This is a genomic window from Streptomyces sp. NBC_00464 (genome assembly GCF_036013915.1).
In the GTDB taxonomy this organism is placed as follows: domain Bacteria; phylum Actinomycetota; class Actinomycetes; order Streptomycetales; family Streptomycetaceae; genus Streptomyces.
In genome coordinates, this window is the sequence record NZ_CP107899.1 from 3830926 (window position 1) to 3855372 (window position 24447).

Annotated in this window: 22 protein-coding genes; 11 read left to right on the forward strand and 11 right to left on the reverse strand. The window is 71.5% G+C overall.

The window, feature by feature from the left end; translation table 11 throughout:
- Positions 1 to 9: 9 nt before the first annotated feature.
- From OG912_RS17275 to paaA, 6 genes are all read right to left on the reverse strand, one after another.
- Complete coding sequence (locus OG912_RS17275; RefSeq protein WP_327710121.1) at positions 10 to 1164, reverse strand: acyl-CoA dehydrogenase family protein; 1155 nt, start codon at positions 1162 to 1164, stop codon at positions 10 to 12.
- 127 nt (positions 1165 to 1291) lie between these two features.
- Entirely contained in the window at positions 1292 to 2350 is a 1059-nt protein-coding gene (locus OG912_RS17280) for a 2Fe-2S iron-sulfur cluster-binding protein (RefSeq protein ID WP_327710122.1), read from the reverse strand.
- The gene (paaD, locus tag OG912_RS17285; protein WP_327710123.1) at positions 2351 to 2857 is read right to left on the reverse strand and encodes a 1,2-phenylacetyl-CoA epoxidase subunit PaaD; all 507 of its coding nucleotides are present in this window, start codon (positions 2855 to 2857) and stop codon (positions 2351 to 2353) included.
- On the reverse strand, positions 2851 to 3552 hold the full coding sequence (paaC, locus tag OG912_RS17290) for a 1,2-phenylacetyl-CoA epoxidase subunit PaaC (RefSeq protein ID WP_327710124.1): 702 nt from the start codon (positions 3550 to 3552) through the stop codon (positions 2851 to 2853). Before paaC ends, paaD begins: the two co-directional genes overlap by 7 nt.
- Positions 3549 to 3839 (reverse strand): 1,2-phenylacetyl-CoA epoxidase subunit PaaB, encoded by a 291-nt coding sequence (gene paaB, locus OG912_RS17295; protein ID WP_219572877.1) that lies wholly within the window; start codon positions 3837 to 3839, stop codon positions 3549 to 3551. The genes paaC and paaB overlap by 4 nt, the downstream gene beginning before the upstream one ends.
- Positions 3836 to 4840 (reverse strand): 1,2-phenylacetyl-CoA epoxidase subunit PaaA, encoded by a 1005-nt coding sequence (gene paaA / locus OG912_RS17300; protein WP_327710125.1) that lies wholly within the window; start codon positions 4838 to 4840, stop codon positions 3836 to 3838. The genes paaB and paaA overlap by 4 nt, the downstream gene beginning before the upstream one ends.
- Positions 4841 to 4954: 114 nt before the next feature.
- Between paaA and OG912_RS17305 the strand changes: the two genes are divergently transcribed.
- The 3 genes from OG912_RS17305 to OG912_RS17315 are packed head-to-tail and all read left to right on the forward strand — an operon-like array spanning position 4955 to position 7853.
- Positions 4955 to 5854 carry a DUF5819 family protein gene (locus tag OG912_RS17305; RefSeq protein ID WP_327710126.1) on the forward strand — a complete coding sequence of 300 codons (900 nt, stop codon included), beginning with the start codon at positions 4955 to 4957 and terminating at the stop codon, positions 5852 to 5854.
- The gene (locus tag OG912_RS17310; RefSeq protein ID WP_327710128.1) at positions 5851 to 7110 is read left to right on the forward strand and encodes an HTTM domain-containing protein; all 1260 of its coding nucleotides are present in this window, start codon (positions 5851 to 5853) and stop codon (positions 7108 to 7110) included. The genes OG912_RS17305 and OG912_RS17310 overlap by 4 nt, the downstream gene beginning before the upstream one ends.
- Positions 7107 to 7853 (forward strand): TrmH family RNA methyltransferase, encoded by a 747-nt coding sequence (locus tag OG912_RS17315; RefSeq protein WP_443060986.1) that lies wholly within the window; start codon positions 7107 to 7109, stop codon positions 7851 to 7853. The genes OG912_RS17310 and OG912_RS17315 overlap by 4 nt, the downstream gene beginning before the upstream one ends.
- A 261-nt stretch (positions 7854 to 8114) precedes the next feature.
- On the opposite strand, the gene paaN is transcribed toward OG912_RS17315, so the two are convergent.
- Positions 8115 to 9815: a phenylacetic acid degradation protein PaaN gene (paaN, locus tag OG912_RS17320; RefSeq protein ID WP_327710129.1), complete on the reverse strand. Its 1701-nt coding sequence runs from the start codon at positions 9813 to 9815 to the stop codon at positions 8115 to 8117.
- Between the two features lie 152 nt (positions 9816 to 9967).
- Between paaN and OG912_RS17325 the strand changes: the two genes are divergently transcribed.
- Positions 9968 to 10561, forward strand: coding sequence for a TetR/AcrR family transcriptional regulator (locus tag OG912_RS17325; RefSeq protein WP_326737367.1), 594 nt, complete (start codon positions 9968 to 9970; stop codon positions 10559 to 10561).
- A 30-nt stretch (positions 10562 to 10591) separates the two neighbouring features.
- Here OG912_RS17325 and OG912_RS17330 read toward each other — a convergent pair whose 3' ends face one another.
- Entirely contained in the window at positions 10592 to 11098 is a 507-nt protein-coding gene (locus OG912_RS17330) for an Lrp/AsnC family transcriptional regulator (RefSeq protein WP_398965521.1), read from the reverse strand.
- 263 nt (positions 11099 to 11361) lie between these two features.
- Between OG912_RS17330 and pdhA the strand changes: the two genes are divergently transcribed.
- From pdhA to OG912_RS17365, 7 genes are all read left to right on the forward strand, one after another.
- Entirely contained in the window at positions 11362 to 12534 is a 1173-nt protein-coding gene (gene pdhA / locus OG912_RS17335; protein ID WP_327710130.1) for a pyruvate dehydrogenase (acetyl-transferring) E1 component subunit alpha, read from the forward strand.
- Entirely contained in the window at positions 12531 to 13562 is a 1032-nt protein-coding gene (locus OG912_RS17340) for an alpha-ketoacid dehydrogenase subunit beta (protein WP_327710131.1), read from the forward strand. Before pdhA ends, OG912_RS17340 begins: the two co-directional genes overlap by 4 nt.
- Positions 13562 to 15016 (forward strand): dihydrolipoamide acetyltransferase family protein, encoded by a 1455-nt coding sequence (locus tag OG912_RS17345; protein ID WP_327710132.1) that lies wholly within the window; start codon positions 13562 to 13564, stop codon positions 15014 to 15016. The genes OG912_RS17340 and OG912_RS17345 overlap by 1 nt, the downstream gene beginning before the upstream one ends.
- Positions 15017 to 15161: 145 nt before the next feature.
- Positions 15162 to 16010, forward strand: coding sequence for an NTP transferase domain-containing protein (locus tag OG912_RS17350; RefSeq protein WP_327710133.1), 849 nt, complete (start codon positions 15162 to 15164; stop codon positions 16008 to 16010).
- Entirely contained in the window at positions 16007 to 17803 is a 1797-nt protein-coding gene (locus tag OG912_RS17355; RefSeq protein ID WP_327710134.1) for a molybdopterin molybdotransferase MoeA, read from the forward strand. The genes OG912_RS17350 and OG912_RS17355 overlap by 4 nt, the downstream gene beginning before the upstream one ends.
- A 20-nt stretch (positions 17804 to 17823) precedes the next feature.
- A complete protein-coding gene (locus OG912_RS17360; RefSeq protein ID WP_327713457.1) occupies positions 17824 to 18897 on the forward strand; it encodes a potassium channel family protein in 1074 nt (357 codons plus the stop codon).
- 126 nt (positions 18898 to 19023) lie between these two features.
- Positions 19024 to 20013: an NAD(P)H-quinone oxidoreductase gene (locus tag OG912_RS17365; RefSeq protein WP_327710135.1), complete on the forward strand. Its 990-nt coding sequence runs from the start codon at positions 19024 to 19026 to the stop codon at positions 20011 to 20013.
- A gap of 89 nt (positions 20014 to 20102) precedes the next feature.
- Here the strand turns inward: OG912_RS17365 and OG912_RS17370 are convergent, their stop codons facing one another.
- The 3 genes from OG912_RS17370 to OG912_RS17380 all read right to left on the reverse strand — a co-directional run bounded on the left by OG912_RS17370 (position 20103) and on the right by OG912_RS17380 (position 24390).
- Positions 20103 to 20651 carry a bacterial proteasome activator family protein gene (locus tag OG912_RS17370; RefSeq protein WP_326737359.1) on the reverse strand — a complete coding sequence of 183 codons (549 nt, stop codon included), beginning with the start codon at positions 20649 to 20651 and terminating at the stop codon, positions 20103 to 20105.
- Positions 20652 to 20782: 131 nt separating this feature from the next.
- Entirely contained in the window at positions 20783 to 23626 is a 2844-nt protein-coding gene (locus tag OG912_RS17375; protein WP_327710136.1) for an ABC transporter permease, read from the reverse strand.
- Complete coding sequence (locus OG912_RS17380) at positions 23623 to 24390, reverse strand: ABC transporter ATP-binding protein (RefSeq protein ID WP_327710138.1); 768 nt, start codon at positions 24388 to 24390, stop codon at positions 23623 to 23625. Before OG912_RS17380 ends, OG912_RS17375 begins: the two co-directional genes overlap by 4 nt.
- Between the last annotated feature and the right edge of the window lie 57 nt (positions 24391 to 24447).

The following is a 24447-nucleotide window of genomic DNA, read 5'->3' on the forward strand; positions in this document are numbered from 1 at the left end:
GGTGTGGTGTCAGTCGAGGGGGTGTGCCGCCAGCAGGTCGCCCAGGGCCTCTTCGTGGGCTGCTGCCGGACCGAGCGAGAGCTCGATCTGCTTCGCCCACGCGTGAAAGCGGTGCAAGGGGTAGTCGGTGTCCGCGCCGAAGCCGCCGTGCAGGTGCTGTGCCGTCTGTACGACCCGGCGGACCCCGTCCGACGCCCAGATCTTCGCCACCGCGACATCGCCTGCCGGTGGCAGCGCGCCGGTCCCGCCGACGGCGATCCGCCAGGCCGCCTGCCAGAGGGTCACCTCCATGGCCCGCAGGTCGATGTAGCGGTCCGCCGCTTGCACGGCCACGGCCTGGAAGGTCGCCACGGGGAAGCCGAACTGTTCGCGCTTGCCGGTGTACTGGCTCGTCATGGCCAGTACGGCCTCACCGAGACCCAGCGCGAGCGCGCACGTCCCCGTGGTGAGAACGGAGCGCAGCCACTCCCAGGCACCTGCGGCGCCGATCAGCCTGCGGGCCTCGATCCGAACCGCGTCCAGCCGTACCTCACCGAAGAGTTCGCCGTTGGTGGAGAACTGCTCGGCGATGGTGACACCGTCGTCGCCCTCGCGGACCAGGGCCAGCACGGCCCTGCCGTCCCCGGTGTGGGCGGGCACCGCGATCCAGTCCGCGGCCTGTGCCCACGGCACCCCCGACTGAACTCCGTCGAGTACCCAGCCCGTCCCGGTGGTGCTGCCGTCGGCGCCGTCCGGACGTGCGGTGACGGCGAGTTCGGCCGGGCCGTGGCCGGTGCGGCCGTTGGCGCCGACCGTGAGGACCAGGTCCCCCCGGCCGATGCCCGGCAGCAGTTCGGCGGCCAGGTCCTGGTCGCCGTGACGCTGGAGCGCCATCGCGACCGCGCACGTCTCCAGCAGCGGAACCCGGGCGAGCACTTTCGCGGACTCGCGCAGTACCAGGCAGAATGCGACCAGATCGAGCCCTGCCCCGCCGTGCTCCGGAGCCAGCGTCAGGCTCAGCAGGTCGCCGGTGGCGAGAGCGGCCCACAGCGGCCGGTCGATGTCCTCGGCCACAGCCCCCGGTACGAGCGCGGGGCTGGGCACCGCATCGAGGGCGACGCCCGAGAAGACCGCCCGTGCCGCCTCGACGGCTGCCTGCTGCTCCTCGGTGAAGGTGAAGTCCACTGTCCTGGCCTCCCGCGAACTGCTGTAGCCGTATGAGCCGTATCCGGACCTGACGGAGCGTCAAGATAGAACAGGTTCTACAAGAAGGGAACAGTCCGGGCCGTCGGCTGCGACGGGCCGCCACCGGTCAGCGGTCGAAGTCGAGTTCCACCTCTCCGGTCACCGGATGGGACTGGCACGCCAGCACATACCCCGCGTCCGTCTCCTCCGGCTCCAGCGCGAAGTTGCGGTCCATCCGCACCTCGCCCGAGACCAGAAAGGCCCGGCAGGTCCCGCACACCCCGCCCTTGCAGGCGTACGGCGCGTCGGAACGGCTGCGCAGCACCGTCTCCAGCAGCGACTCGCCCTCCTGCACCGGCCATGTGCCCGAGCGGCCGTCCAGGGTCGCCGTGAGCGTGCTGTGCGCGGAAGCCTCGACCCGTGGCCGGGTGGCGGTGTCGGGGCTGTCCTCCACGTGGAAGATCTCCTGGTGGATGCGGGTCCGGTCGACGCCCAGCCCGTGCAGCGCGCCCTCGGCGGACCGGACCAGGCCGAGCGGACCGCACAGGTACCAGCCCTCGACCTCGGCCACCGGAAGCAGCGCCGGAAGGAGGCCGGTGAGCCTTTCGCGATCGAGACGGCCGGAGGGGAGACCCGCCTGCTGTTCCTCCCGGGAGAGTGCGGTGACGAGCTGGAATCGGTCCGGGTAGCGGTCCTTGAGGTCGGCGACCTCGTCCAGGAACATCGTCGACGCGGCGCTTCGGTCGCTCCGGATCAGGCAGAACGAGGCATCGGACTCCCGGGCCAGCAGGGTCGCCGCGATGGACAGCACCGGGGTGATGCCGCTTCCGCCGACGATCGCCGCGAACTGCCCGGCCCGCGGGGCGAGCACGAAGCGGCCCATCGGAGGCATGGCTTCCACCTGGTCGCCGACCGCGAGCTCCTTGAGCGCGTACGTGGAGAACGCGCCGCCGTCGACGAGCCGGATGCCCACCCGCAGCGCCGGGTCGGCCGGCTGCTCGGTGGCCGGTGCGCAGATTGAGTACGAGCGTCGGATCTCCTCGCCGGCGACGGTGTAACGGACATTGAGATGCTGGCCGGGCTTGTGGCGGAAGGTCTCGCGAAGCTGGGGCGGCACGGCGAAGGTGACGGCCACCGAATCGTCCGTGAGCCGCTCGATCGCGCTGACCCGGAGCGGATGGAACATCTACAACTCCTTGAAGTGGTCGAACGGTTCACGGCACGACACACAGCGGCGCAGCGCCTTGCAGGCGGTCGACGAGAACCGGCTCAGAAGCTCCGTGTCGGTCGAGCCGCAGTGCGGGCAGCGCACCGACAGGGTGAGGGGCACGGGTCCTGCGGCGGGGGCCGTGGCCGTGTGCGGACGCGGGGGCGCGATGCCGAACTCGGCGAGCTTGCGCCGCCCTTCCGCGCTGATGTCGTCCGTGGACCAGGCCGGGGAGAGGACGGTGACCACGGAGACCTCGGTCATGCCGTGGTCGTGCAGCACCCGCTCGATGTCCGTGGACATGGCCTCTATCGCGGGGCAGCCGGTGTAGGTCGGGGTGAGCCGGACCGTGACGCGGCCCGGTGCGAGCACCTCCACGCCCCGGAGCACGCCCAGCTCCGCCAGGGTCAGTACGGGCAGCTCCGGATCGGGGACGGCGCCCGCCAGGCTGCGCAGCTCCTCCTCCAGGGGCGTCCACGTCACCATGACGCCCCCGGGTGGCTGCGGTGCAGATGCTGCATCTCGGCGACCATCCGGCCGAAGGGCTCCGTGTGGATGCCCTGGCGGCCGGCACCGGCCGTCCAGGCGCCGGACTGCGGTCCGGCCGGCACGGTCAGCGTGGCCCGTTCCAGCACGGTGGTGATGGAGTCCAGCCAGCGGCTGTGCAGTGCCTGCCAGTCCACGTCCACGCCCTCGACGGGCTGGAACAGCTCGCCGGTGTAGCGCCACAGGGCGTCCACTCCGCGCTGCATGCGCTCGTGGCTCTCGGCCGTGCCGTCACCCAGGCGCAGGGTCCACTGCTCGGCGTGGTCCCGGTGGTAGGCGACCTCCTTGACGGCCTTGGCCGCCAGTCCGGCGAACTCGCCGTCACCGGCCGCCAACTGCTCGTACAGGCCGTGCTGGTGGACCGAGAAGTACAGCTGCCGGGCGATGGTGTGGGCGAAGTCGCCGTTCGGCTGCTCGACCAGCTGGACGTTGCGGAAGGCGCGCTCCTCGCGCAGATACGCCAGCTCGTCCTCGTCACCGGTCAGGGAGAGCAGGATCCTGGCCTGGCCCAGCAGGTCCAGGGCGATGTTGGCGAGGGCGAGCTCCTCCTCCAGCACGGGGGCATGGCCCGCCCACTCCCCCAGCCGGTGCGACAGCACCAGCGCGTCGTCGCCGAGTGCGAGGGCCGCGGTCACAGGTGCTTCACCCCGTCCGGGATCGCGTAGAAGGTCGGGTGCCGGTAGGGCTTGTCACCCGCCGGTTCGAAGAACGTGTCCTTCTCGTCCGGCGAGGACGCCGTGATCTGGCTGGACGGCACCACCCAGAGGGAGACGCCTTCCGAGCGGCGCGTGTACAGATCGCGTGCGTTGCGCAGGGCCATCTCGGCGTCCGGGGCGTGCAGGCTGCCAGCGTGGGTGTGGGAGAGCCCGCGCCGCGAGCGCACGAACACCTCCCACAGCGGCCAGTCGGTCGAGCTGCTCATGCTGTCGCCTCCCCGTTTCGTACATCCGTGTGCTTCTGTGCGTACGCGGCGGCTGCGTCCCGGACCCAGGCGCCTTCCTCGTGTGCCCGGCGGCGCTGGGTGAGGCGCTGTTCGTTGCACGGCCCGTTGCCCTTCAGGACCTCCTGGAACTCCGTCCAGTCGATCGCCCCGAAATCGTGCTGACCGCGGTCCTCGTTCCACCGGAGGTCCGGGTCGGGGAGGGTGAGGCCCAGGACCTCGGCCTGTGGCACGCAGATGTCCACGAAGCGCTGCCGCAGCTCGTCGTTGGAATGCCGCTTGATCTTCCAGGTCATCGACTGCGCCGAATGCGACGAGGCGTCGTCCGGCGGGCCGAACATCATCAGGGACGGCCACCACCACCGGTTCACGGCGTCCTGGGCCATCTCGTGCTGCGCCGGTGTCCCGTGCCCCAGGGCGAGCAGGAGCTCGTAGCCCTGGCGCTGGTGGAAGGACTCCTCCTTGCAGATGCGGACCATGGCCCGGGCGTAGGGGCCGTAGGAGCAGCGGCAGAGAGGGACCTGGTTGGTGATCGCGGCCCCGTCCACGAGCCAGCCGATGGCGCCGACGTCCGCCCAGGTCAGGGTCGGGTAGTTGAAGATCGATGAATACCGCTGGCGGCCCGCGTGCAGTTTGTCGAGCAGCTCCTCGCGGCTCGTGCCGAGGGTCTCCGCCGCGCTGTACAGATACAGCCCGTGCCCCGCTTCGTCCTGCACCTTGGCCATCAGGATGGCTTTGCGGCGCAGCGAGGGGGCGCGGGTGATCCAGTTGGCCTCCGGCTGCATGCCGATGATCTCGGAGTGGGCGTGCTGGGCCATTTGCCTGACCAGCGAGGCGCGGTAGGCATCGGGCATCCAGTCGCGGGGCTCGATGCGCTCATCGGCCGCCACTGCGGCGTCGAAGGCCGCCTCCAGGGCCCCGTCCGCCCCATCGGTACTGCCTGTTGTCGCCTGCGCTGTCTGGCCCGCAGTCACTGCCGCCATCCCGGACTCCCTACCGACCGATCGTTCGGTTCAATGTCTTCAATGGTGAGTCTGCGGCCCGTAGGGTGTCAACCCTGTGGATAACTGACCGGGATCGACGGGGATCGGGGCGGGATGAATTCGTACGACGACAAGGGCGTCGGCGAGGGCGTCGGTGGGGGTGTCGGCGGGGGCGTCAGCGGTGAGCCTGAGGCCGTGGCCGGTCCTGTGGCCGGGAACGGTCCCGAGGCGCGGACCGTTCCCGAGCCCCGTACCGATCCGGGTCCGCGTACCGATCCGGGCCCTCGTGCCGATCCGGGCCCCCTCGCCGATCCGGGCCCTCGTGTCGATGCCGGCCCTCTCACCCGGGCCGAGCCGCGCGTCGGAATGGCCGGGCTCTCGCTTCCGTACCAGGTCGTCGCCGCTGTGGCGCTGTCGGTGATCGGGCTGATCGCCTGTATCCAGCTCGCCATGGTGTTCCTGCACGTCGCCCCGTCCAACACGCTGACCAAACAGCACGGCGAGGCCGTCGACCAATGGATCTACCCCGAGTTCGAGCAGAACTGGAAGCTCTTCGCCCCCAACCCTCTGCAGCAGAACATCGCCGTACATGTGCGCGCCGAGATATCCGGCCCCGACAAGAGGCGGACCACCCCCTGGATGAGCCTCTCCGGCGAGGACGGCAAGGCGATACGCGGCAATCTGCTGCCCAGCCACGTCCAGCAGAACCAACTCCGCCGGGGCTGGGACTTCTACCTCGGCTCGCACGACAGCCAGAACCGGGCCAACGGCCTGCGCGGCAGGCTTTCCGAGCAGTACATCCGGCGCATCGTGATGCTGCGCCTCAGTGAGCACGACTACGGCGGCGACGTCCTGAGGATCCAGATCCGGTCCGAGGTCCGGTCGGTCGCGGCCCCCGCGTGGAGCGACGAGAAGATCAGCACCAAGCCGTCCTACCGGGTACTGCCCTGGTGGACCGTCACCGCGGCCGACCTGCCCAAGGGCTCGGCCGACTCCGAGGAGGCGGACCAGTGAGTACAGCCGGCTTCGACCGCACGTTCGCCCGCGGTATCCAGCGCATCACGGCCGCGTCCCTGGGGCCGTACCAGAGCGCTGTCATCCGGATCGGCTTCTCTGCCACGTACCTCCTGTTCCTGCTGCGCGAGATTCCGCACCGGCAGGAGATGTACGGTCCCGATGCCCCGTGGCGCTGGGACATGGCGCAGCAGCTCATCTCCGGCAATCAGGCCTTCACCACGCTGATGTGGTCGGACAGCACTGTCTGGTTCGAGATCGTGTACGCGCTGGCGCTGGTCGCCTCCGCGCTGCTGATGGTGGGCTGGCACACCCGGGCCATGTCCGTGCTGTTCATGGTCGGCGTGCTCTCCCTGCAGAACCGCAGCATCTTCATGGGCGACGGCGGCGACAACGTCATCCATCTCATGGCGATCTACCTGGTGCTGACCCGGTGCGGACAGGTCTGGTCCCTGGATGCCCGCCGTGCGCGGCGTACGGAGGATGCGGACCCTCGCGCGGGCGGCGTGGCCGGTCCGCTGCTGTGGGTGGCCTTCGGCGCGGGCCTGTGCGGGGCCACGGTGACGGGGAACCTGGGCGGGACCGCCTGGCTGCCGGTCTTCTTCTGGATTCTGTGGATCGGCCACGGCGTCTGGTGGGCCGTGAACCGGTACGCGCCGCACAGCGAGCCGCGCACTCTGCTCGACGTCGTCGCCAACCTCGCTCACAACGCCACGCTCGTCGTGATCATGGCCGAGGTCTGTCTGATCTACGCGACCGCGGGCTGGTACAAGATCCAGGGTTCGCGCTGGCAGGACGGCACCGCGCTGTACTACCCGCTCAATCTCGACTACTTCACGCCCTGGCCCGGCCTCTCGGAGCTTCTCGCGTCGAACGGTCTGATGGTGATGGTGCTGACGTACGCCACGGTCGCCGTGCAGGTCGCCTTCCCGTTCACCCTGTTCAACCGGCGCGTCAAGAACGTGCTGCTCGTCGCGATGATCTGCGAGCACCTCGGTATCGCCCTGCTGCTGGGGCTTCCCTTCTTCTCGATGGCCATGATTGCCGCGGACGCCGTCTTCCTGCCGACCGTCTTTCTGGTGTGGCTCGGAGGGAAGGCGGTCCTCGGGCGGGATCTGCTGTTCCGGCGGCGCGGCGAGGTGCCGGGGCCGCGGGGCGGTGCGGGTGAGGGCGCCGGTGCCGGGGTCGGTGTCGGCGCCGAGGACCGGGAGGCAGGGCAGCACCGCGAGGGCGGGGGCCATACGCTCGTCGGGTGAGCAGCGAGACAGGCAGTACAGGCAGTACAGGCAGCACCGGTGGTGCGGGCGGGGCGGCCGAACCGTCCGTGGAGTCGGCGACGGGCGAGCCGGCGCAGTACGACGACGGGTTCGGGACGGAGATCGGCGTCGGTCCGCATCCACTGCCCTGGCCCGTGGGCGAGCGGTACGACCCCGAGCTGCTCGCCCACGGCGACCGGCGCAACGTGGGTGATGCGTACCGCTACTGGACCCGGGAGGCGATCGTCGCCGATCTCGATCTGCGGCGGCACGACTTTCATGTGGCGGTCGAGAACTGGGGCCACGACTTCAATATCGGTTCGGTGGTGCGCACCGCGAACGCCTTCCTTGCCAAGGAGATCCACATCGTGGGGCGGCGGCGGTGGAACCGTCGTGGTGCGATGGTCACCGACCGCTACCAGCATGTTCGTCACCACCCGGACACCGCCGATCTGACCGCCTGGGCGGCGGCCGAAGGGCTGCCGATCATCGGCATCGACAATCTGCCGGGCGCGGTGCCGCTGGAGCGGACCGTGCTGCCGCGGCGGTGTGTGCTGCTGTTCGGGCAGGAGGGTCCGGGGCTGACCGAGGAGGCCCGCAAGCACGCCTCGATGGTGTGCTCGATCGCGCAGTTCGGGTCGACGCGGTCGATCAATGCGGGGGCTGCGGCGGCGATTGCGATGCATGCGTGGGTGCAGCGGTACGCGGATATTCCGGGCAGCGGTAGCGGGGCCGGGGCGTAGGCAGGGCGGTGGGGTGGGGTGCGCCTGCGGCGGGCCTGTTCCCCTACCCGCCCCTTCCCGTAACCGGGGCTCCGCCCCGGACCCCGCTCCTCAAACGCCGGAGGGGCTGGAAGGGGTCCGGGTAGGGCTGGAGGCGGCCCGGGTGGGCTGGAGGCGGCCCGGGTGGGCCCGGAAGCGGGCCTGAGGGGCTTGGAGGGGGCCCGGAGGAGCTGGAACAGCGCCCGGTGGGCCGGGAGCCGGCTCACCGGGCGTGAGTGGGGTTCAGCGCTGGCGGCGGACTTCCAGGGTGCGGAAGCGGTTGGACACGAACGCGCCGTCGCACAGCGCCGCGTTTGCCGCGGGGTTTCCTCCCGAGCCGTGGAAATCGGAGAACGCCGCCGTCTGGTTGACGTACACGCCGCCGGTCAGATTCAGGGAGAGCTGGGCCGACTCGTCCAGGCAGACGTCCTCCACCGCGCGCTCCACGTCCGGTGAGGTGGTGTACGCGCCGACCGTCATCGCTCCCTTGTCGCGGATGGTGCGGCGCAGGAGTTCCAGCGCGTCCGCCGTCGAATCGACCGCGACCGCGAACGAGACCGGGCCGAAGCACTCCGACAGGTAGGGCGACTCGTCGTCCGGCTTGCTGCCGTCGAGTTTGACGATCAGCGGTGTACGGACGACTGCTTCGGGGAAGTCCGGGTTGGCCACTTCCCGCGAGGGCAGAGCGACTTCGCCCAGCTGTGCGGCCGCCTCCAGGCGGGCCTTCACCGCTGGGTTGACCAGGGCGCCCAACAGGCCGTTCGCCCGGGCGTCGTCGCCCAGGAGTCCGGTGACGGCGGCGGCGATGTCGGTGACCACGTCGTCGTACGACTTGTCGCCGACGTCTGTGGTGATGCCGTCCCGGGGGATCAGGAGGTTCTGCGGGGTGGTGCACATCTGGCCGCTGTAGAGGGAGAGCGAGAACGCCAGGTTGGACAGCATGCCGCGGTAGTCGTCCGTGGCGTCGAGGACGATCGTGTTGACCCCGGCCTTCTCCGTGTACACCTGCGCCTGACGGGCGTTGGCCTCCAGCCAGTCACCGAATTCGGTGGAGCCGGTGTAGTCGATGATCCTGATCTCCGGGCGGACCGCCAGCGTCTTGGCGATGCCCTCGCCCGGCCGCTCGGCGGCCAGCGCGACCAGGTTGGGGTCGAAGCCCGCGTCGGCGAGCACCTCGCGCGCCAGCTGAACGGTGAGGGCCAGCGGGAGCACCGCCCTGGGGTGCGGCTTGACCAGGACCGGATTGCCGGTGGCGAGGGAGGCGAAGAGGCCCGGGTAGCCGTTCCACGTGGGGAAGGTGTTGCAGCCGATCAGCAGCGAGATGCCGCGTCCGGCCGCGGTGAACGTCTTGTGCAGGTCGAGCGGGTCGCGCTTGCCCTGCGGCTTGGACCAGTCGGCGCTCCGGGGCGCGCGCATCTGCTCCTCGTACGCATACGCCACCGCCTCCAGACCGCGGTCCTGGGCGTGTGGGCCACCGGCCTGGAACGCCATCATGAAGGCCTGCCCGCTGGTGTGCATCACCGCGTGGCCGAACTCATGGGTGCGGGCGCTGATCCGGGCCAGGATCTCCAGGCAGACCAGGGCCCTGGTCTCCGGTCCTGCCTCGCGCCAGGCGGGGATGCCCGCGCGCATCGCGGGGAGCAGCGCGTCGAGGTCGGCGTGCGGATACTCGACGGCCAGCTCCGGGCCGTACGGAGAGACCTCGCCGCCCGTCCACCCGTCGGTCCCGGGCTGGCCCAGGTCGAGACGGGTGTGCAGCACGGCGTCGAAGGCGGCCTTGCCCTCGGCGGCGCCCAGGCTGCCGGGCGCGCCGCCCTCGCCGTACGCCTTCGGGTGCTCGGGATGCGGCGACCAGTAGGCACGCGTACGGATCGCGTCGAGGGCCCGGTCGAGCGTGGGGCGGTGCTTCTCGGACAGCAGGTGCGGGGAGAGCTCGGCGGCCATGACGGACCAACTCCTCATCGAGCTGGGCAGGGACGGGCGGACAGAGTTAGAGTAACCGAACGATCGGTCGGGACAAGAGGGCCTGCGAAACCTGTGGACAAGACCGCCCCCCATTTGCCGGTCGGTCCCACTCGTAGGGGAGGATCGCGGGCATGACCACGGCCAAGCGGGACACGTACACCCCGGAGACTCTGCTCACCGTCGCCGTCCGTGTCTTCAACGAGCGCGGCTACGACGGCACGTCGATGGAGCACCTGTCGAAGGCGGCGGGCATCTCCAAGTCGTCCATCTACCACCATGTCGCCGGCAAGGAAGAGCTGCTGCGGCGTGCGGTCAGCCGGGCGCTGGACGGGCTCTTCGGCATCCTCGACGAGTCCGGCGCGACGCGGGGCCGTGCGGTCGAGCGCGTCGAGTACGTCACGCGTCGCACCGTCGAGGTGCTGATAGCCGAACTGCCCTATGTCACGCTGCTGCTGCGGGTGCGGGGCAACACGAAGACCGAACGCTGGGCCCTGGAGCGGCGGCGCGAGTTCGACCAGCGTGTGGCCGATCTGCTCAAGGCGGCGGTCGCGGACGGTGATCTCCGCTCCGACGTGGACATACGGCTGGCGACGCGGCTGTTGTTCGGGATGGTCAATTCGCTGGTGGAGTGGTTCCGGCCGTTGTCGGACGGCGGCGCGGAGGGGGAGCGGCTCGCCGACACCGTCGTACAGCTGGCTTTCGAAGGCATGAAGTCCAGCCGCTGAGCCGTCGCCCTGTGGGCGGGGTGTCCCGGCTCAGGTGAGTTCCGTGGGCCGGTCGGAGCCCGGGGTCAGGTCCGTCTCCTCGAACACGAGCAGTGTGTGGGTGGAGAGCACCTCCGGAATGGCCTGGATCCTGGTCAGGACCAGCTCGCGCAGCGACCGGTTGTCCGGGGTGTGCACCAGCAGCAGGACGTCGAAATCGCCGCCGACCAGTGCGATGTGCGTGGCTCCGGGCAGGGCCTGGAGCTGTTCCCGCACGGTGCGCCAGGAGTTCTGGACGATCTTGAGCGTGATGTACGCGGAGGCTCCCTGCCCCGCCCGCTCATGGTTCACCCGCGCGGTGAAGCCGCGGATCACGCCGTCGTCGATGAGCCGGTTGATCCGGGCGTACGCGTTGGCCCGCGATACGTGGACGCGGTCGGCCACCGACCGTATCGAGGCGCGGCCGTCCGTCTGGAGCAGTCGGAGGATGGCGTCGTCGATGGCGTCGAGCGGGCGTGCCGGGGGGATCCGGCCGGGCTCCTCGCCCCCGTCGGCCATTTGTTCAGCTGCCATGTTCCCGTGCCTCCCCGTCCTGGACGACCTGTGCCCATCCCAGGCTGTGGAGAACCGTTTGTCCACAGGCTGGCGGTGCCTGTAGCCAAAATGCGCTCGCGACCGAACAATCGGTAGGTGAGGCGCACCACATTCGTGCCTCGCACGGCTTTCGATATTTCGACATATTTCGACACCCCTCGGTATCGGGACACCCCCGATACCGCCAGATGCCGCTCGATACCCCTCGACGCCAGGAGGTGCTTGTCATGACGGTCCAAGAGCTGCCCGGCGCGGCCGCCTACCGGCCCACGCCGCCCCCGGCCTGGAAGCCGCTCACCGATCCCGCGCCCCTGCTCCCGGACCCCGAGCCGTACCGCGTGCTCGGTACGGATGCCGTGGCCGATGCAGACCCCGAGCTGCTGCTGCGGCTCTATTCCGAGCTCGTGCGCGGCCGGCGGTACAACACGCAGGCGACCGCCCTCACCAAGCAGGGCCGGCTCGCTGTCTATCCGTCGAGCACCGGGCAGGAGGCCTGCGAGGTGGCGGCCGCTCTGGTGCTGGAGGAGCGGGACTGGCTCTTTCCCAGTTACCGCGACACGCTCGCGGCCGTGGCTCGGGGGCTGGACCCGGTCGAGGCGCTGACCCTGCTGCGCGGCGACCGGCACACCGGGTACGACCCGCGCGAGCACCGCATCGCACCCCTGTGCACCCCGCTCGCCACCCAGCTGCCGCATGCCGTGGGTCTGGCCCACGCCGCACGGCTCAAGGGGGACGACGTGGTGGCGCTCGCCATGGTCGGTGACGGCGGCACCAGCGAGGGCGATTTCCACGAGGCGCTGAACTTCGCGGCCGTCTGGCGGGCCCCGGTCGTCTTCCTCGTGCAGAACAACGGCTTCGCCATCTCCGTACCCCTGGCCAAGCAGACCGCGGCACCGTCCCTGGCCCACAAGGCCGTGGGGTACGGCATGCCCGGCCGGCTGGTCGACGGCAACGACGCCGCCGCCATGCACCAGGTGCTCTCCGAGGCCGTGGCGCGCGCCAGGAGCGGCGGCGGTCCGACGCTCGTGGAGGCGGTCACCTACCGCATGGACGCGCACACGAACGCCGACGACGCGACGCGCTACCGCGGCGACAGCGAGGTCGAGGCCTGGCGGGCCCACGATCCGGTCCGGATCCTGGAGCGGGAGCTGACCGGGCGCGGGCTGCTCGGCGACGACGGCATCGAGGAGGCACGCGTGGCCGCGGAGCAGATGGCGGCGCAGCTGCGGGAGCGGATGAACGCGGACCCGGTGCTCGACCCGATGGACCTCTTCGCCCATGTCTACGCGGAGCAGACCACGCAGCTGCGCGAGCAGGCGGCCCGACTGCGGGTCGAGCTGGACGCGGAGCAGGACCAGCCAGAACAGCACAGCGCGGACGACAGGGGTACAGGGCGATGACCACCGCAGCGGCCACGGCCCGGGAGCGGACGGCGAAGGCCAAGCCCGCCACCATGGCGCAGGCACTCGGGCGCGCGCTGCGCGACTCGATGGTCGAGGATCCCTCCGTGCACGTCCTCGGTGAGGACGTCGGGACGCTCGGCGGGGTCTTCCGGATCACCGACGGCCTGGCGAAGGAGTTCGGCGACGAGCGCTGCACCGACACCCCGCTGGCCGAGGCCGGCATCCTCGGGGCGGCCGTCGGCATGGCGATGTACGGGCTCCGGCCCGTCGTGGAGATGCAGTTCGACGCCTTCGCCTATCCGGCGTTCGAGCAGCTCATCAGCCATGTCGCCAAGATGCGGAACCGGACCGGGGGCGCGATGCCGCTGCCCATCACGGTCCGGGTCCCCTACGGCGGCGGAATCGGCGGCGTGGAGCACCACAGCGACTCCTCGGAGGCGTACTACATGGCGACCCCGGGTCTCCACGTCGTCACGCCCGCCACGGTCGAGGACGCGTACGGGCTGCTGAGGGCCTCGATCGCGTCCGACGACCCGGTGGTCTTCCTGGAGCCCAAGCGGCTCTACTGGTCCAAGGCGGACTGGTCGCCGCAGGCCCCCGCCGCGGTCGAACCCATCGGACGGGCGGTCGTGCGCCGCCCCGGACGCAGCGCGACGCTGATCACGTACGGGCCGTCGCTGCCGGTCTGCATGGAGGCGGCGCAGGCCGCTGTCGAGGAGGGCTGGGACCTCGAAGTCGTCGACCTGCGGTCGCTGGTGCCGTTCGACGACGAGACCGTCGCCGCATCCGTACGGCGCACCGGGCGCGCGGTCGTCGTCCATGAGTCCACCGGCTTCGGCGGTCCGGGCGGCGAGATCGCGGCCCGGATCACCGAGCGCTGCTTCCACCATCTGGAGGCGCCGGTGCTTCGCGTCGCCGGTTTCGACATCCCGTATCCGCCGCCGATGCAGGAGCGCCACCATCTGCCGGGTGTGGACCGGGTGCTCGACGCCGTCGCACGACTGCAGTGGGAGGCGGACAACTGATGCCTCAGGTACTTGAGTTCAAGCTTCCGGACCTCGGCGAGGGGCTGACCGAGGCGGAGATCGTGCGCTGGCTGGTGGAGGTCGGCGATGTCGTCGCCATCGACCAGCCGGTCGTCGAGGTCGAGACGGCCAAGGCGATGGTGGAGGTGCCGTGCCCGTACGGGGGCGTGGTGACCGCACGATTCGGCGAGGAGGGAGCGGAACTCCCCGTCGGTGCGCCGCTGCTGACGGTCGCGGTGGGGAGCGTGGAACCATCGCTGACCGACGCCGGTTCCGGTGCGGAGGCCGCCGGGGCGGAGCCGTCCGGGTCCGGGAACGTGCTGGTGGGGTACGGGACCGGGGCGCCGCCGGTGCGGCGCCGGCGGGTCCGGCCGGAGGGCCTTTCGGCTCCCGTCGCAGCCGGAGCCGCAGCCGGAGCCGGAGTCGCAGCCGCGGCCGCTGTTGCCTCCGCCGCTGCGGCTCCTGGTGAGGCTGCCGTCGCCGGCCGGGGTGCGGACGGCGTACGGGGGCCGGTCGCTGTCGTCTCCCCGCTGGTGCGCAAGCTTGCGCGGCAGCACGACCTCGATCTGCGACAGCTCGCGGGAACCGGGCCCGACGGGCTGATTCTGCGGGCCGATGTCGAGTCCGCCATCCGGTCGGCGGCCGCGGCTCCGGTCGCCGCACCGGTGGGCACGTCTGCCGCGACGCCTGCGGCACCCCCCGCGGCGGCTGCCGGCCGGACCGCGGCGCCCGGCGGGCCGGCGGCACGTCCTGTCGGTGAACGGATTCCGTTGCGCGGGGTACGGGGCGCGGTCGCCGACAAGCTGGCGCGCAGCCGGCGCGAGATCCCCGACGCCACATGCTGGGTGGACGCCGATGCCACCGAGCTGATGGCGGCCCGGGCAGCGATGAACGGCGCCGGTGGTCCCGGTGCGGGCCCGAAGGTGTCGGTGCTCGCGCTCCTCGCCCGTATCTGCACGGCGGCCCTGGCCCGGTATCCCGAGCTCAACTCCATGGTGGATGTGGAGGCACGTGAGATCGTCCGGCTGCCGGAGGTACACCTCGGGTTCGCGGCCCAGACCGAACGCGGGCTGGTCGTTCCGGTCGTCCGCGACGCGCAGGCGCGCAACCTGGAGTCGATCGGGGCGGAGATCGCCCGGCTGACCGAGGCGGCGAGGACGGGGACGCTGAAGCCGGCGGAGCTGACCGGCGGCACGTTCACGCTCAACAACTACGGCGTGTTCGGGGTCGACGGGTCGACGCCGATCATCAACCACCCGGAGGCGGCGATGCTCGGCGTCGGCCGGATCGTCCCCAAGCCGTGGGTGCACGAGGGCGAGCTGGCCGTGCGACGGGTCGTCCAGCTCTCGCTGACCTTCGACCACCGGGTCTGCGACGGCGGTACGGCGGGAGGCTTCCTGCGCTACGTGGCCGACTGCGTGGAACAGCCGGCGGTGCTGCTGCGGACGCTGTAGGGCGCGCGCGGCGGGGCGGGTCCGGGGCCCGTTCGCGGCGCTCCGGTACGCCCCGTCCCGTTCCGTCCTGGTCCCTCTCTGTGTTGATCCACGGGATCGTGGACGGGGAGGATCCACCGGACGGTGTGGCACGCATACTCGGGGCATGACCGCGTATGACGCCATCGTTCTCGCCGGAGGGGCCGCCAAGCGGCTCGGCGGCGCCGACAAGCCCGGGGTCCGGGTCGGCGGCCGGGCGCTGCTCGACCGGGTGCTCGGCGCCTGCGCCGGTGCCGGGACCACCGTCGTGGTGGGGGGAAGACGTCCCACCACGCGCGCGGTGACCTGGGCGCGCGAAGAGCCGCAGGGCGGCGGCCCGTTGGCCGCGCTCGGTGCGGGAGTACGGCACACGAAGGCGGAGCACGTACTCGTGCTCTCCGCCGATCTGCCGTTCCTGGGAGCGGACACGGTCGGCTCGTTGCTGGAAGCGGCCGACCAGCGGGATGCCGAGGGCGCTGTCTGCACCGACCAGGACGGCCGGGACCAGCCGCTGGTCGCCGTCTACCGGGCGGAGCCGTTGCGCCGCGAACTGGCGCTCATCGCCACCGAGCACGGCGGTCTGGCCGGCCTGCCCCTGCGGTTGCTCACCCACGAACTGACGCTGTCCAGAGTGGCGGCGGACCCGCTCGCCTCGTTCGACTGCGACACCTGGGAGGACATCGCTTCGGCCCGGGCCCGGATCAGGGAGCATGGGACCGTGCTGGACGAATGGATCACCGCAGTCAAGAACGAACTGGGCATCGAACTCGACGTCGACACCGGCGTCCTGCTCGACCTCGCCCGTGACGCCGCCCACGGTGTCGCCCGCCCCGCCGCGCCCCTGACGACCTTCCTGGTCGGCTACGCGGCAGCGAAGGCGAGCGGCGACGGTGGTGGCCCGGAGGCAGTGGCCGAGGCCGCCCGGAAGGCTGCCGCGCTCGCCCTCCGGTGGGCGGACGAGACCGAGACGCCATGACCGGCCACAGCGGCGGCGCCGAACGGAACAGCGCTGCCGAGGCCGAGGCCGACGAGGAACGGGCCGTGGCGCAGGCCCTCGCCCTGGTCGGCAGACAGGCGCCTCCGGGGACAGAACCGAGGGCTGACGCGAGGGCAGACGCGAGGGCGGGCGCGAGGGCAGCCTCTGGGGCTGACCCGGCGGCAGACCCATGGGGAGCCCCCGGGGCCGAGCCCCGGGCCTCGGACCGGTCCCGGGATCACCCTCAGCCCCCAGACCCGGACCCAGACCCGGACCCAGACCCGGACCCGGACCCGGACCCAGACCCGGACCCCGCCCGGACCGATCCAGCCGCCTCCCCGCGTCACGTGGACCCGATCGCCTCCCCGCGCCCCGCTGACCCCCTCGCCTCCCCCCGCCGCGCGGGCTCCGCCGCTTCCGCCCACCGTGCCGGCCCGAACTTCCCCGACCACGTCGAGTCCTCCCCCGTGCCCGACCGGGACCGGCCCGCCTCTCACCACCGGCCGCATACCCGTGCCACACCGTGGGGCGAGGCCCGCGCCATCGCCGCCAGGGCCGGGCGGGCGGTCACTCCGCGTACGGTGCGGCTTCCTCTCGACCAGGCGCTCGGGCAGGTGCTCGCCGAGCCGCTCGCCGCTCTCACCGACCTGCCGTCCTTCGACACCTCCGCCATGGACGGCTGGGCCGTCGCAGGGCCGGGACCGTGGACCATCCGGGACAACGAGGGGATCCTCGCCGGGCACGCCACACTCACCCCGCTCCCCGACGGCGATGCCATCCGCATCGCCACAGGAGCCCGCATCCCGGCGGACGTCACCGCCGTCATCCGCAGCGAACACGCCCACGCCGACGAGGCCAAGGGCCTGCTGCACGCCCAGCGCCAGGTGAACCCCGGGCAGGACATCAGGCCACGTGGACAGGAGTGCCGCTCGGGCGACCAACTCCTCCCGGCCGGAACGCTGGTGACGCCCGCCGTCCTCGGACTGGCCGCAGCCGCCGGTTACGACGAGCTGTCGGCCCGGCCGCGGCCCCGCGTCGAAGTCCTCGTCCTGGGCGACGAACTGCTCACCGCCGGGCTGCCGCACGACGGGCTGATCCGGGACGCTCTCGGCCCGATGATCGGCCCCTGGCTGCGCGCGCTGGGCGCCGAGGTCTCCGCGCCGCGCCGCCTCGGTGACGACGCGGAGGCCCTTCAGCAGGCACTCACCGGATCCGAAGCCGACCTGATCGTCACCACCGGCGGTACCGCGGCCGGACCCGTCGACCATGTACACCCCGTTCTCGCCCGGATCGGTGCCGAGCTGCTCGTCGACGGAGTGGCCGTGCGCCCCGGCCACCCCATGCTGCTGGCCCGGCTCGGAGCCGGCGGCCCGTACCTGGTCGGGCTGCCCGGCAACCCGCTGGCCGCGGTGTCCGGGCTGCTCACCCTGGCCGAGCCGCTGCTCAGCGGGCTGGCAGGCCGGACCCCCGAGGACCCGTACCGGGTGGCCATACGCGATGACGTGCACGGCCACCCGCACGACACCCGTCTGGTCCCCGTGGTCCATCGCACGTCCGGCGCCCCGGGACCGGCCTCCGGTTCCTCAACTCGTCGCGACAGCACCGGAACCGGTGGGGGTACGGATCACGTCGTACCCCTGCATTACAACGGTCCTGCCATGCTGCGCGGCGTCGCCGCCGCGGACGGGCTGGCCGTTGTGGAGCCGGGCGGGGTACGGTCCGGCACCGAGGTGGAGATCCTCGATCTACCGTGGGCCCCGGCGACGCCGTGGACTGAAGGGTGTTTCACGTGAAACTTCCCGGCCATGACGCGATGGCCAGGCACGCCGACGAGCATGTCGTCCCCACCCGGGTGATGCTCCCGCGCAGGGTCGTCGACGGACCGGCTCGCCAGGTCGCCAAGCGGCTGATGATGGCTCTGACGGTGCTTGCCGTCACGGTGCTGATCGTCTGGGTCGACCGCGGCGGCTACCACGACGCCGCCGACGGCAAGGTCGACCTGCTGGACGCGGTGTACTACGCGACGGTCACCCTCTCCACCACGGGATACGGCGACATCACCCCGTACAGCGCCAGCGCCCGGCTCATCAATGTGGTGCTCGTGACACCGCTGCGCGTGCTCTTCCTCATCATCCTGGTCGGCACCACCCTTGAGGTCCTCACGGAACGGACGCGCGAGGACTTCCGGCTGAAGCGTTGGAGAACCAACTTGCGTGACCACACCGTCGTTGTCGGCTTCGGTACGAAGGGCCGTTCGGCGATTCAGACCCTCTGCGCCACCGGGTTGCGGAAGGACCAGATCGTCATCGTCGACCCGGCGTCCAAGGTGATAGAGATCGCCAACGCAGAGGGCTTCACCGGGGTGCTCGGGGATGCCACCCGCAGCGATGTGCTGCTGCGGGCCGAGACCCAGAAGGCGCGTCAGATCATCATCGCCACCCAGCGCGACGACACGGCGGTGCTGGTCGCACTGACCGCACGTCAGCTCAACCGGGGCGCGAAGATCGTGGCCGCGGTGCGCGAGGAGGAGAACGCCCCGCTGCTGAGGCAGTCCGGTGCCGATGCGGTCATCACCAGTGCCAGCGCGGCGGGCCGGCTTCTCGGCCTCTCCGTACTCAGCCCCAGTGCGGGCACGGTGATGGAGGATCTGATCCAGCAGGGCAGCGGACTCGATCTCGTCGAACGGCCGGTGATAAAGGCCGAGGTGGGCAAGAACGTCCGGGAGACCGATGACCTCGTGGTCAGCGTGCTGCGCGGTCACCGGCTCCTCGGGTACGACGATCCGGCGGCCAGCCCGTTGCAGCTGACGGACCGGCTGATCACCATCGTGCGCGCCTCCAACGAACCGCCCCTGAACCACCCGCCGCAGGCCGCTCCGCGCGCCTGAGCCAAGCGATCCGTCGATGGTCCCGCCCTGTCCCACCACTCCGGGACGGGGCGGAACCATCGGCCGTTCCGCGCCGCACCACCGCGCATCGTGGCCGTCCACCCGCCACGGAGTAGCCTCGCGGCCATGCATGCGATCACGATCCCCGAACCCGGTGGCCCCGAGGCGCTCGTGTGGGCCGAGGTGCCCGATCCCGTACCCGGCGAGGGCGAGGTCCTCGTCGACGTCGTGTCCAGCGCGGTCAACCGGGCCGACGTATTCCAGCGGCAGGGCTTCTACAACCCGCCCCCCGGCGCGTCCCCCTACCCGGGCCTGGAGTGCGCGGGCCGCATCTCGGCCATCGGCCCAGGTGTCCTCGGCTGGTCGGTCGGCGACGAGGTGTGCGCGCTCCTTGCGGGCGGCGGTTATGCGGAGAAGGTCGCCGTCCCCGTCGGGCAGCTGCTCCCCGTACCGGACGGGCTGGACCTCACACGCGCGGCCGCGCTGCCCGAGGTGACGGCCACCGTCTGGTCCAACGTGTTCATGGTCGCCCATCTGCGGCCCGCCGAGACGCTGTTGGTGCACGGCGGCTCCAGCGGTATCGGCACGATGGCGATCCAGCTCGCCAAGGCGGTCGGTGCCCGGGTCGCCGTGACCGCCGGTGGTCCGGAGAAACTGGCCCGCTGTGCGGAACTCGGCGCCGACATCCTCATCGACTACCGGGAACAGGACTTCGTCGAGGAGCTCCGCAAGGCGACGGACGGGGCGGGCGCGGACGTCATCCTCGACATCGTCGGTGCGAAGTACCTGGACCGGAACGTACAGGCGCTCGCCGTCAACGGGCGGCTCGCGATCATCGGTCTGCAGGGCGGGGCCAAGGGCGAGCTGAACCTCGGCGCCCTGCTGAGCAAGCGGGCCGCTGTCACGGCGACGTCGCTGCGCGGTCGCCCGCTCGCCGAGAAGGCCGCGATCGTCGCCGCCGTACGCGAACACGTCTGGCCGCTGATCGCCGACGGCGTCGTCCGGCCGGTCGTGGACCGCACCGTGCCGATGCAGGACGCGGCAGAGGCCCACCGGGTGATGGAGTCCAGCACCCACGTCGGCAAGGTCCTCCTGCAGGCACCTGCAGCCGGCTGATCCCGCCCCGCGGAGCGCGAGAACGTCGAAGGCCCGGCACACAAGTGCCGGGCCCTTCACTCGAAACGGCGGATGCGGATCGGGTCGGACTACAGGTACGGGCCGGAGCGGAGTGCCCCGTGCGGGTCCGCGCCGCCGTCCTCCTCCTCGTGACCGCTGCCGGGAGGCAGCGCCCGGCGCATCTGCTCCAGCTGCGCCCTGGCCGCCATCTGCTGGGCGAACAACGCCGTCTGGATGCCGTGGAAAAGGCCCTCCAGCCAGCCCACCAACTGGGCCTGCGCGATCCGGAGTTCCGCCTCGGAGGGCACCGACTCCTCGGTGAACGGCAGGGAGAGCCGCTCCAGCTCCTCCACCAGCTCCGGCGCGAGGCCGTCCTCCAGCTCCTTGACCGAGCTGGCGTGGATCTCCTTCAGGCGCACTCGGCTCGCCTCGTCGAGGGGAGCCGCCCTGACCTCCTCCAGGAGTTGCTTGATCATGCTGCCGATCCGCATGACCTTCGCGGGCTGTTCGACCATCTCCGTCACCGGGACCTCCCGCGACTCGTCGTCAGTGCCACCGCCGCCGATCGCCATTCCGTCCTGCCCCACTACGAGGACTTGGGGGTGCTCCTGCGACCGTTCATTCCTCGGCATCTCCATGCCGCCCATTGTCTCGCACACGCGCCGTACAACATGGTGGTGCCCCCGGAAACGGATGATCCACCGTTTCCGAGGGCACCGAATGTGCGCCGAAGCAGCCGGTCAGAGAGCCGCCGCGGCCTTGTGCCGGTTCACCCGGCGCGCCGGGCCAGCGTCAGCCGGGAGCGGGTGAGCGCCGCCGCCAGCACCCCGGCCAGCAGCGGGACGACCACGGCCAGCAAGCCGATGGTCGCCCAGGGCAGCACGATCGGCGTGAAGGCGGACTCCATGGGCTCCTCCCGCATCGCGGCCATCGAGTTGCGCAGGTCGACCATGCGCAGTGCCACCGCCGGAATCAGCCCCGCCGCGGTGCCCAGCAGCACCCCGGTGAGCGCCACCACCAGGCACTGGAAGCCCGAAAGCGTCCGCCGCACCCGCGGGGGTGCGCCGACCGCGCTCAGTGTGGTGAGGTCGGCCTCCGCGTCGGCCTTGGCGAGGCCGGTGGTGATGGCGGCCGCACCCAGGGTCACCACACCGGCGAACAGGGTGAGGATCAGCAGAATGATGTTCTCCCGGTCGCCGGGGCCGCGTTCGGTCTGGAGCCAGAGCCCGCCGCCGGCCTGGTCGATGGCGGCCGAGACGCGCTGCTCCTCGGCGTCCGACGGCGGGTGCGGGACGGCGTACACACTGCCGGACGGCTCGGTGTGCAGGCCGAGCCGCTCGGCGGTCCGCTGGGGAAGGATCATGCGGATGCCGGGGGTGGCGGCGTACTCGGCAGGCGCGACATACACCTTGATCCGGTCCGTGGACGTGCGGGCCGGACCCGGGTGCAGCTCGCGGTTCTTCTTGTCCTTGGCGTTGTACGTGTGGACGGCCTTGAGCGTGATCTCGCCGTTCTTCGCGTACGCCTGGTTCAGCAGGACGGGGGTGCCGGCCTTCAGCGCTTCGGCCGCCGCGGGGTCGTCGAGCTTCGCGTAGGTACGGAGCAGTTCCGGGCCGCCCACGACGATGTTGTTCGACTCCGAGCTGAAACTGCCCGAGGAGATGTACTCGTCCATGCAGGCGGGGGAGCGCATCATCTGCTGGTGCTCCTCCGCGGAGAGACGCGCGGCGAGCTCCTTGGCGCCCTTCGTGTTGAGCGGGCATGTGTGGCCCTTGCCGGTGGGCTTGACCAGCTCCATGGTCCCGCAGCCGTTCTCCTCGTCGTAGTACACGCCGCAGTCGCTGCCCGCCCAGACCCGGGAGAAGTCGGCGTGACCGCCGGTCACCGCCATGTTCCGCTCGACGGACGCGCGGGCCAGCGGGAGACGCTCGGCCGACTTGGCGTCGTTGGCCGAGAGGACCATCGTCCCCGAGGCCAGCATGGGCGTGTAGTCGTGGTCGGACTCGGCCAGACTGCTGGACATGTACGTCGCGATGGCCACCGAGCCCGCGACGGCCGCCATCACGGCGGCGACAGCGGGAGCGGTGCGGCCTCGGTTGCGGGCGGCGTCGCGCAGCGCCATCCGTGGCGAGAGCGGCAGCCTGCGGCCGAGCCGGCCCAGCAGGCCGACGATCACCGGAATGCAGGCGAGCAGCCCGAGTTCGGCGACGACCGAGCCGCCGGAGACCAGCGTGGAGGAGCCGCTGGTACCGCCGTAGACGGCGACGGCGATGCCGAGCGCCAGCACACAGGCGCCCACGGTGGGCAGCACCCGGGAGCTGCGGCGCACGCCGCGCCGTCCGGTGAGCGATTCCAGTACGGACTGCCGGGCGGCCACGATCGCCGGGGCGAACGCCGCGAGGAGCCCGGTGACCAGGCCGAGTGCGGCGATGACGAGGAGCTCCGCCGGCTTCAGGACCAGGGAGCCGAAGCGCTGCCCGGCCCAGCCCTCGATCATCGGCCGGAAGGCCACCGTGAGCAGCAGCCCGGCGGCGACGCCGGTGACCGCCCCGATCGCGCCGAGCACCAGCCCGCCGGAGAGCACGACGGCGCGTACGTGGCGCCGGTCGCCCCCGCAGGTGCCGACGAGGCCGAGCTGACGGCGTGAGCGGCGCGCGCCGACGGCGAAGGCCGGTCCGGCGAGCAGGACGATCTCCAGGAGCGCCATGGCGACCACGGTGACGACGGCCGCGCTCGCCTCGCCGGAGTCGTTCGAGTAGTAGCTGGTACCCGACTGCGCCATCGGGACCTCGGAGTCCGGCGGCGGGTCCAGGACCACCTGGCGGGACACGACGAGGGCGCCGGCCTTGTTGGCCGCGAGCACGTCGCCCCAGCCGATTCCGGCCCCGCCGGACCCCTTGACCAGCCACTCGGCCGAGCCGGTGTTGGGCGGCAGCACCTTCTTGTCGTGGTCGGCCGCGGCCTGCCACGGGGCGATGACGGAGCCCGGATCGGCGTACAGCCGCTGCGCCTTCAGGTCGTCGGGCTCCTCGACCACACCGGTGATGGTGTACGTGCGGCCGGCGCTTCTCACCGTGGTGCGGGAGCCGATGTGCAGCCCGGCGGAGTCCAGGAACGGCTTGGTCGCCGCCATCTCACCGGTGCCGCCCGGGAACTCGCCCTCGACCAGGTCGACCTTGCCGCGGGCCATCGGGTCCGAGGTCCGGAACTCCACGATGTCGGTGTTGGTGAGTCCGTACGCGGTCGTGACGCTCGCGGGCACGGACCGGATGCTGATCGCCCGCGCGCTCCCGGGGAAGGCGGTGCGCATGTCGATCGGCGGGACGTCGCCCTCGGGCGCCGTGTCACCGGCGATGTCGTACGAGTTCCCGTCGGGCATCTGCTGCAGCGGCCCCATGCCCGGGTCGCTGAACAGTGCGTCGGCCGACCCCATCCGCGCGGTCAGCTGCTCGGCCTCGGTGTTGTCGGCACTGCGGTACGTGACGTCCGCGGCCGTCACCCCGAGCACCGGCAGCGCGATCATCGCGACCACCAGGGCGCTGCGGCCCTTCGCCCGCATGGCGTCGCGGCGGGCAATCCGGAGGGCGGCGCGCCACCCTGTGAAGGGGCTCACTCGGCGCTCCCGGCGGCCAGCAGCGAGTCGCTCCCGACGGTGAGGGTCTCGTCGACGATCGAACCGTCCCGCAGGAAGACCACCCGGTCCGCCCAGGCGGCGTACCGCGGTTCGTGCGTCACCATCACCCCGGCGGCGCCCTGGTCGCAGCGGTTGCGCAGCAGCGCGAGGACGGTCTCGCCGGTCTCGGAGTCGAGGGCACCGGTCGGTTCGTCGGCGAGCACCAGGCGTCGGTCCCCCACCAGCGCGCGGGCGATCGCGACGCGCTGCTGCTGGCCACCGGACATCTCGTCCGGGAAGCGGTCGGCGACTTCGAGGAGGTTCATCTCCTCCAGCGCGGTCCGGGCCTCCTTGCGGGCCTTGCGGACCGAGACACCGTCGAGTTCGCGCGGCAGGGCGACGTTCTCGGCGGCGGTCAGTGCGGGGATCAGGTTGTAGTCCTGGAAGACGTAGCCGACGCTGCGGCGGCGCAGGGCGGCGATGCCCTTGCGGCCGAGCGTGGAGATGTCCTGGCCCTCGATGATGATCTGGCCGCCGGTCGCGGTGTCGAGACCGCCGGCAAGGGTCAGCAGGGTGGACTTGCCCGAGCCGGACGGGCCCATCACGGCGACGAGCTCACCGGGGTGCACCGCAAGGTTGATCCCGCGCAGGGCGTGCACCTCGGCGATTCCGGTGCCGTGGGTGCGGGTGAGATCACGGAGTTCGAGCACCGGAGCATCCACCGGCAGGGGCGGAGCGGCCGGGGACGGGATGTGCGGGGACATGACGGTGGGTTCCCCCTCGGAACGGTTCTGTGGTCGGTGTGCGGCGTGCGGCCGGGC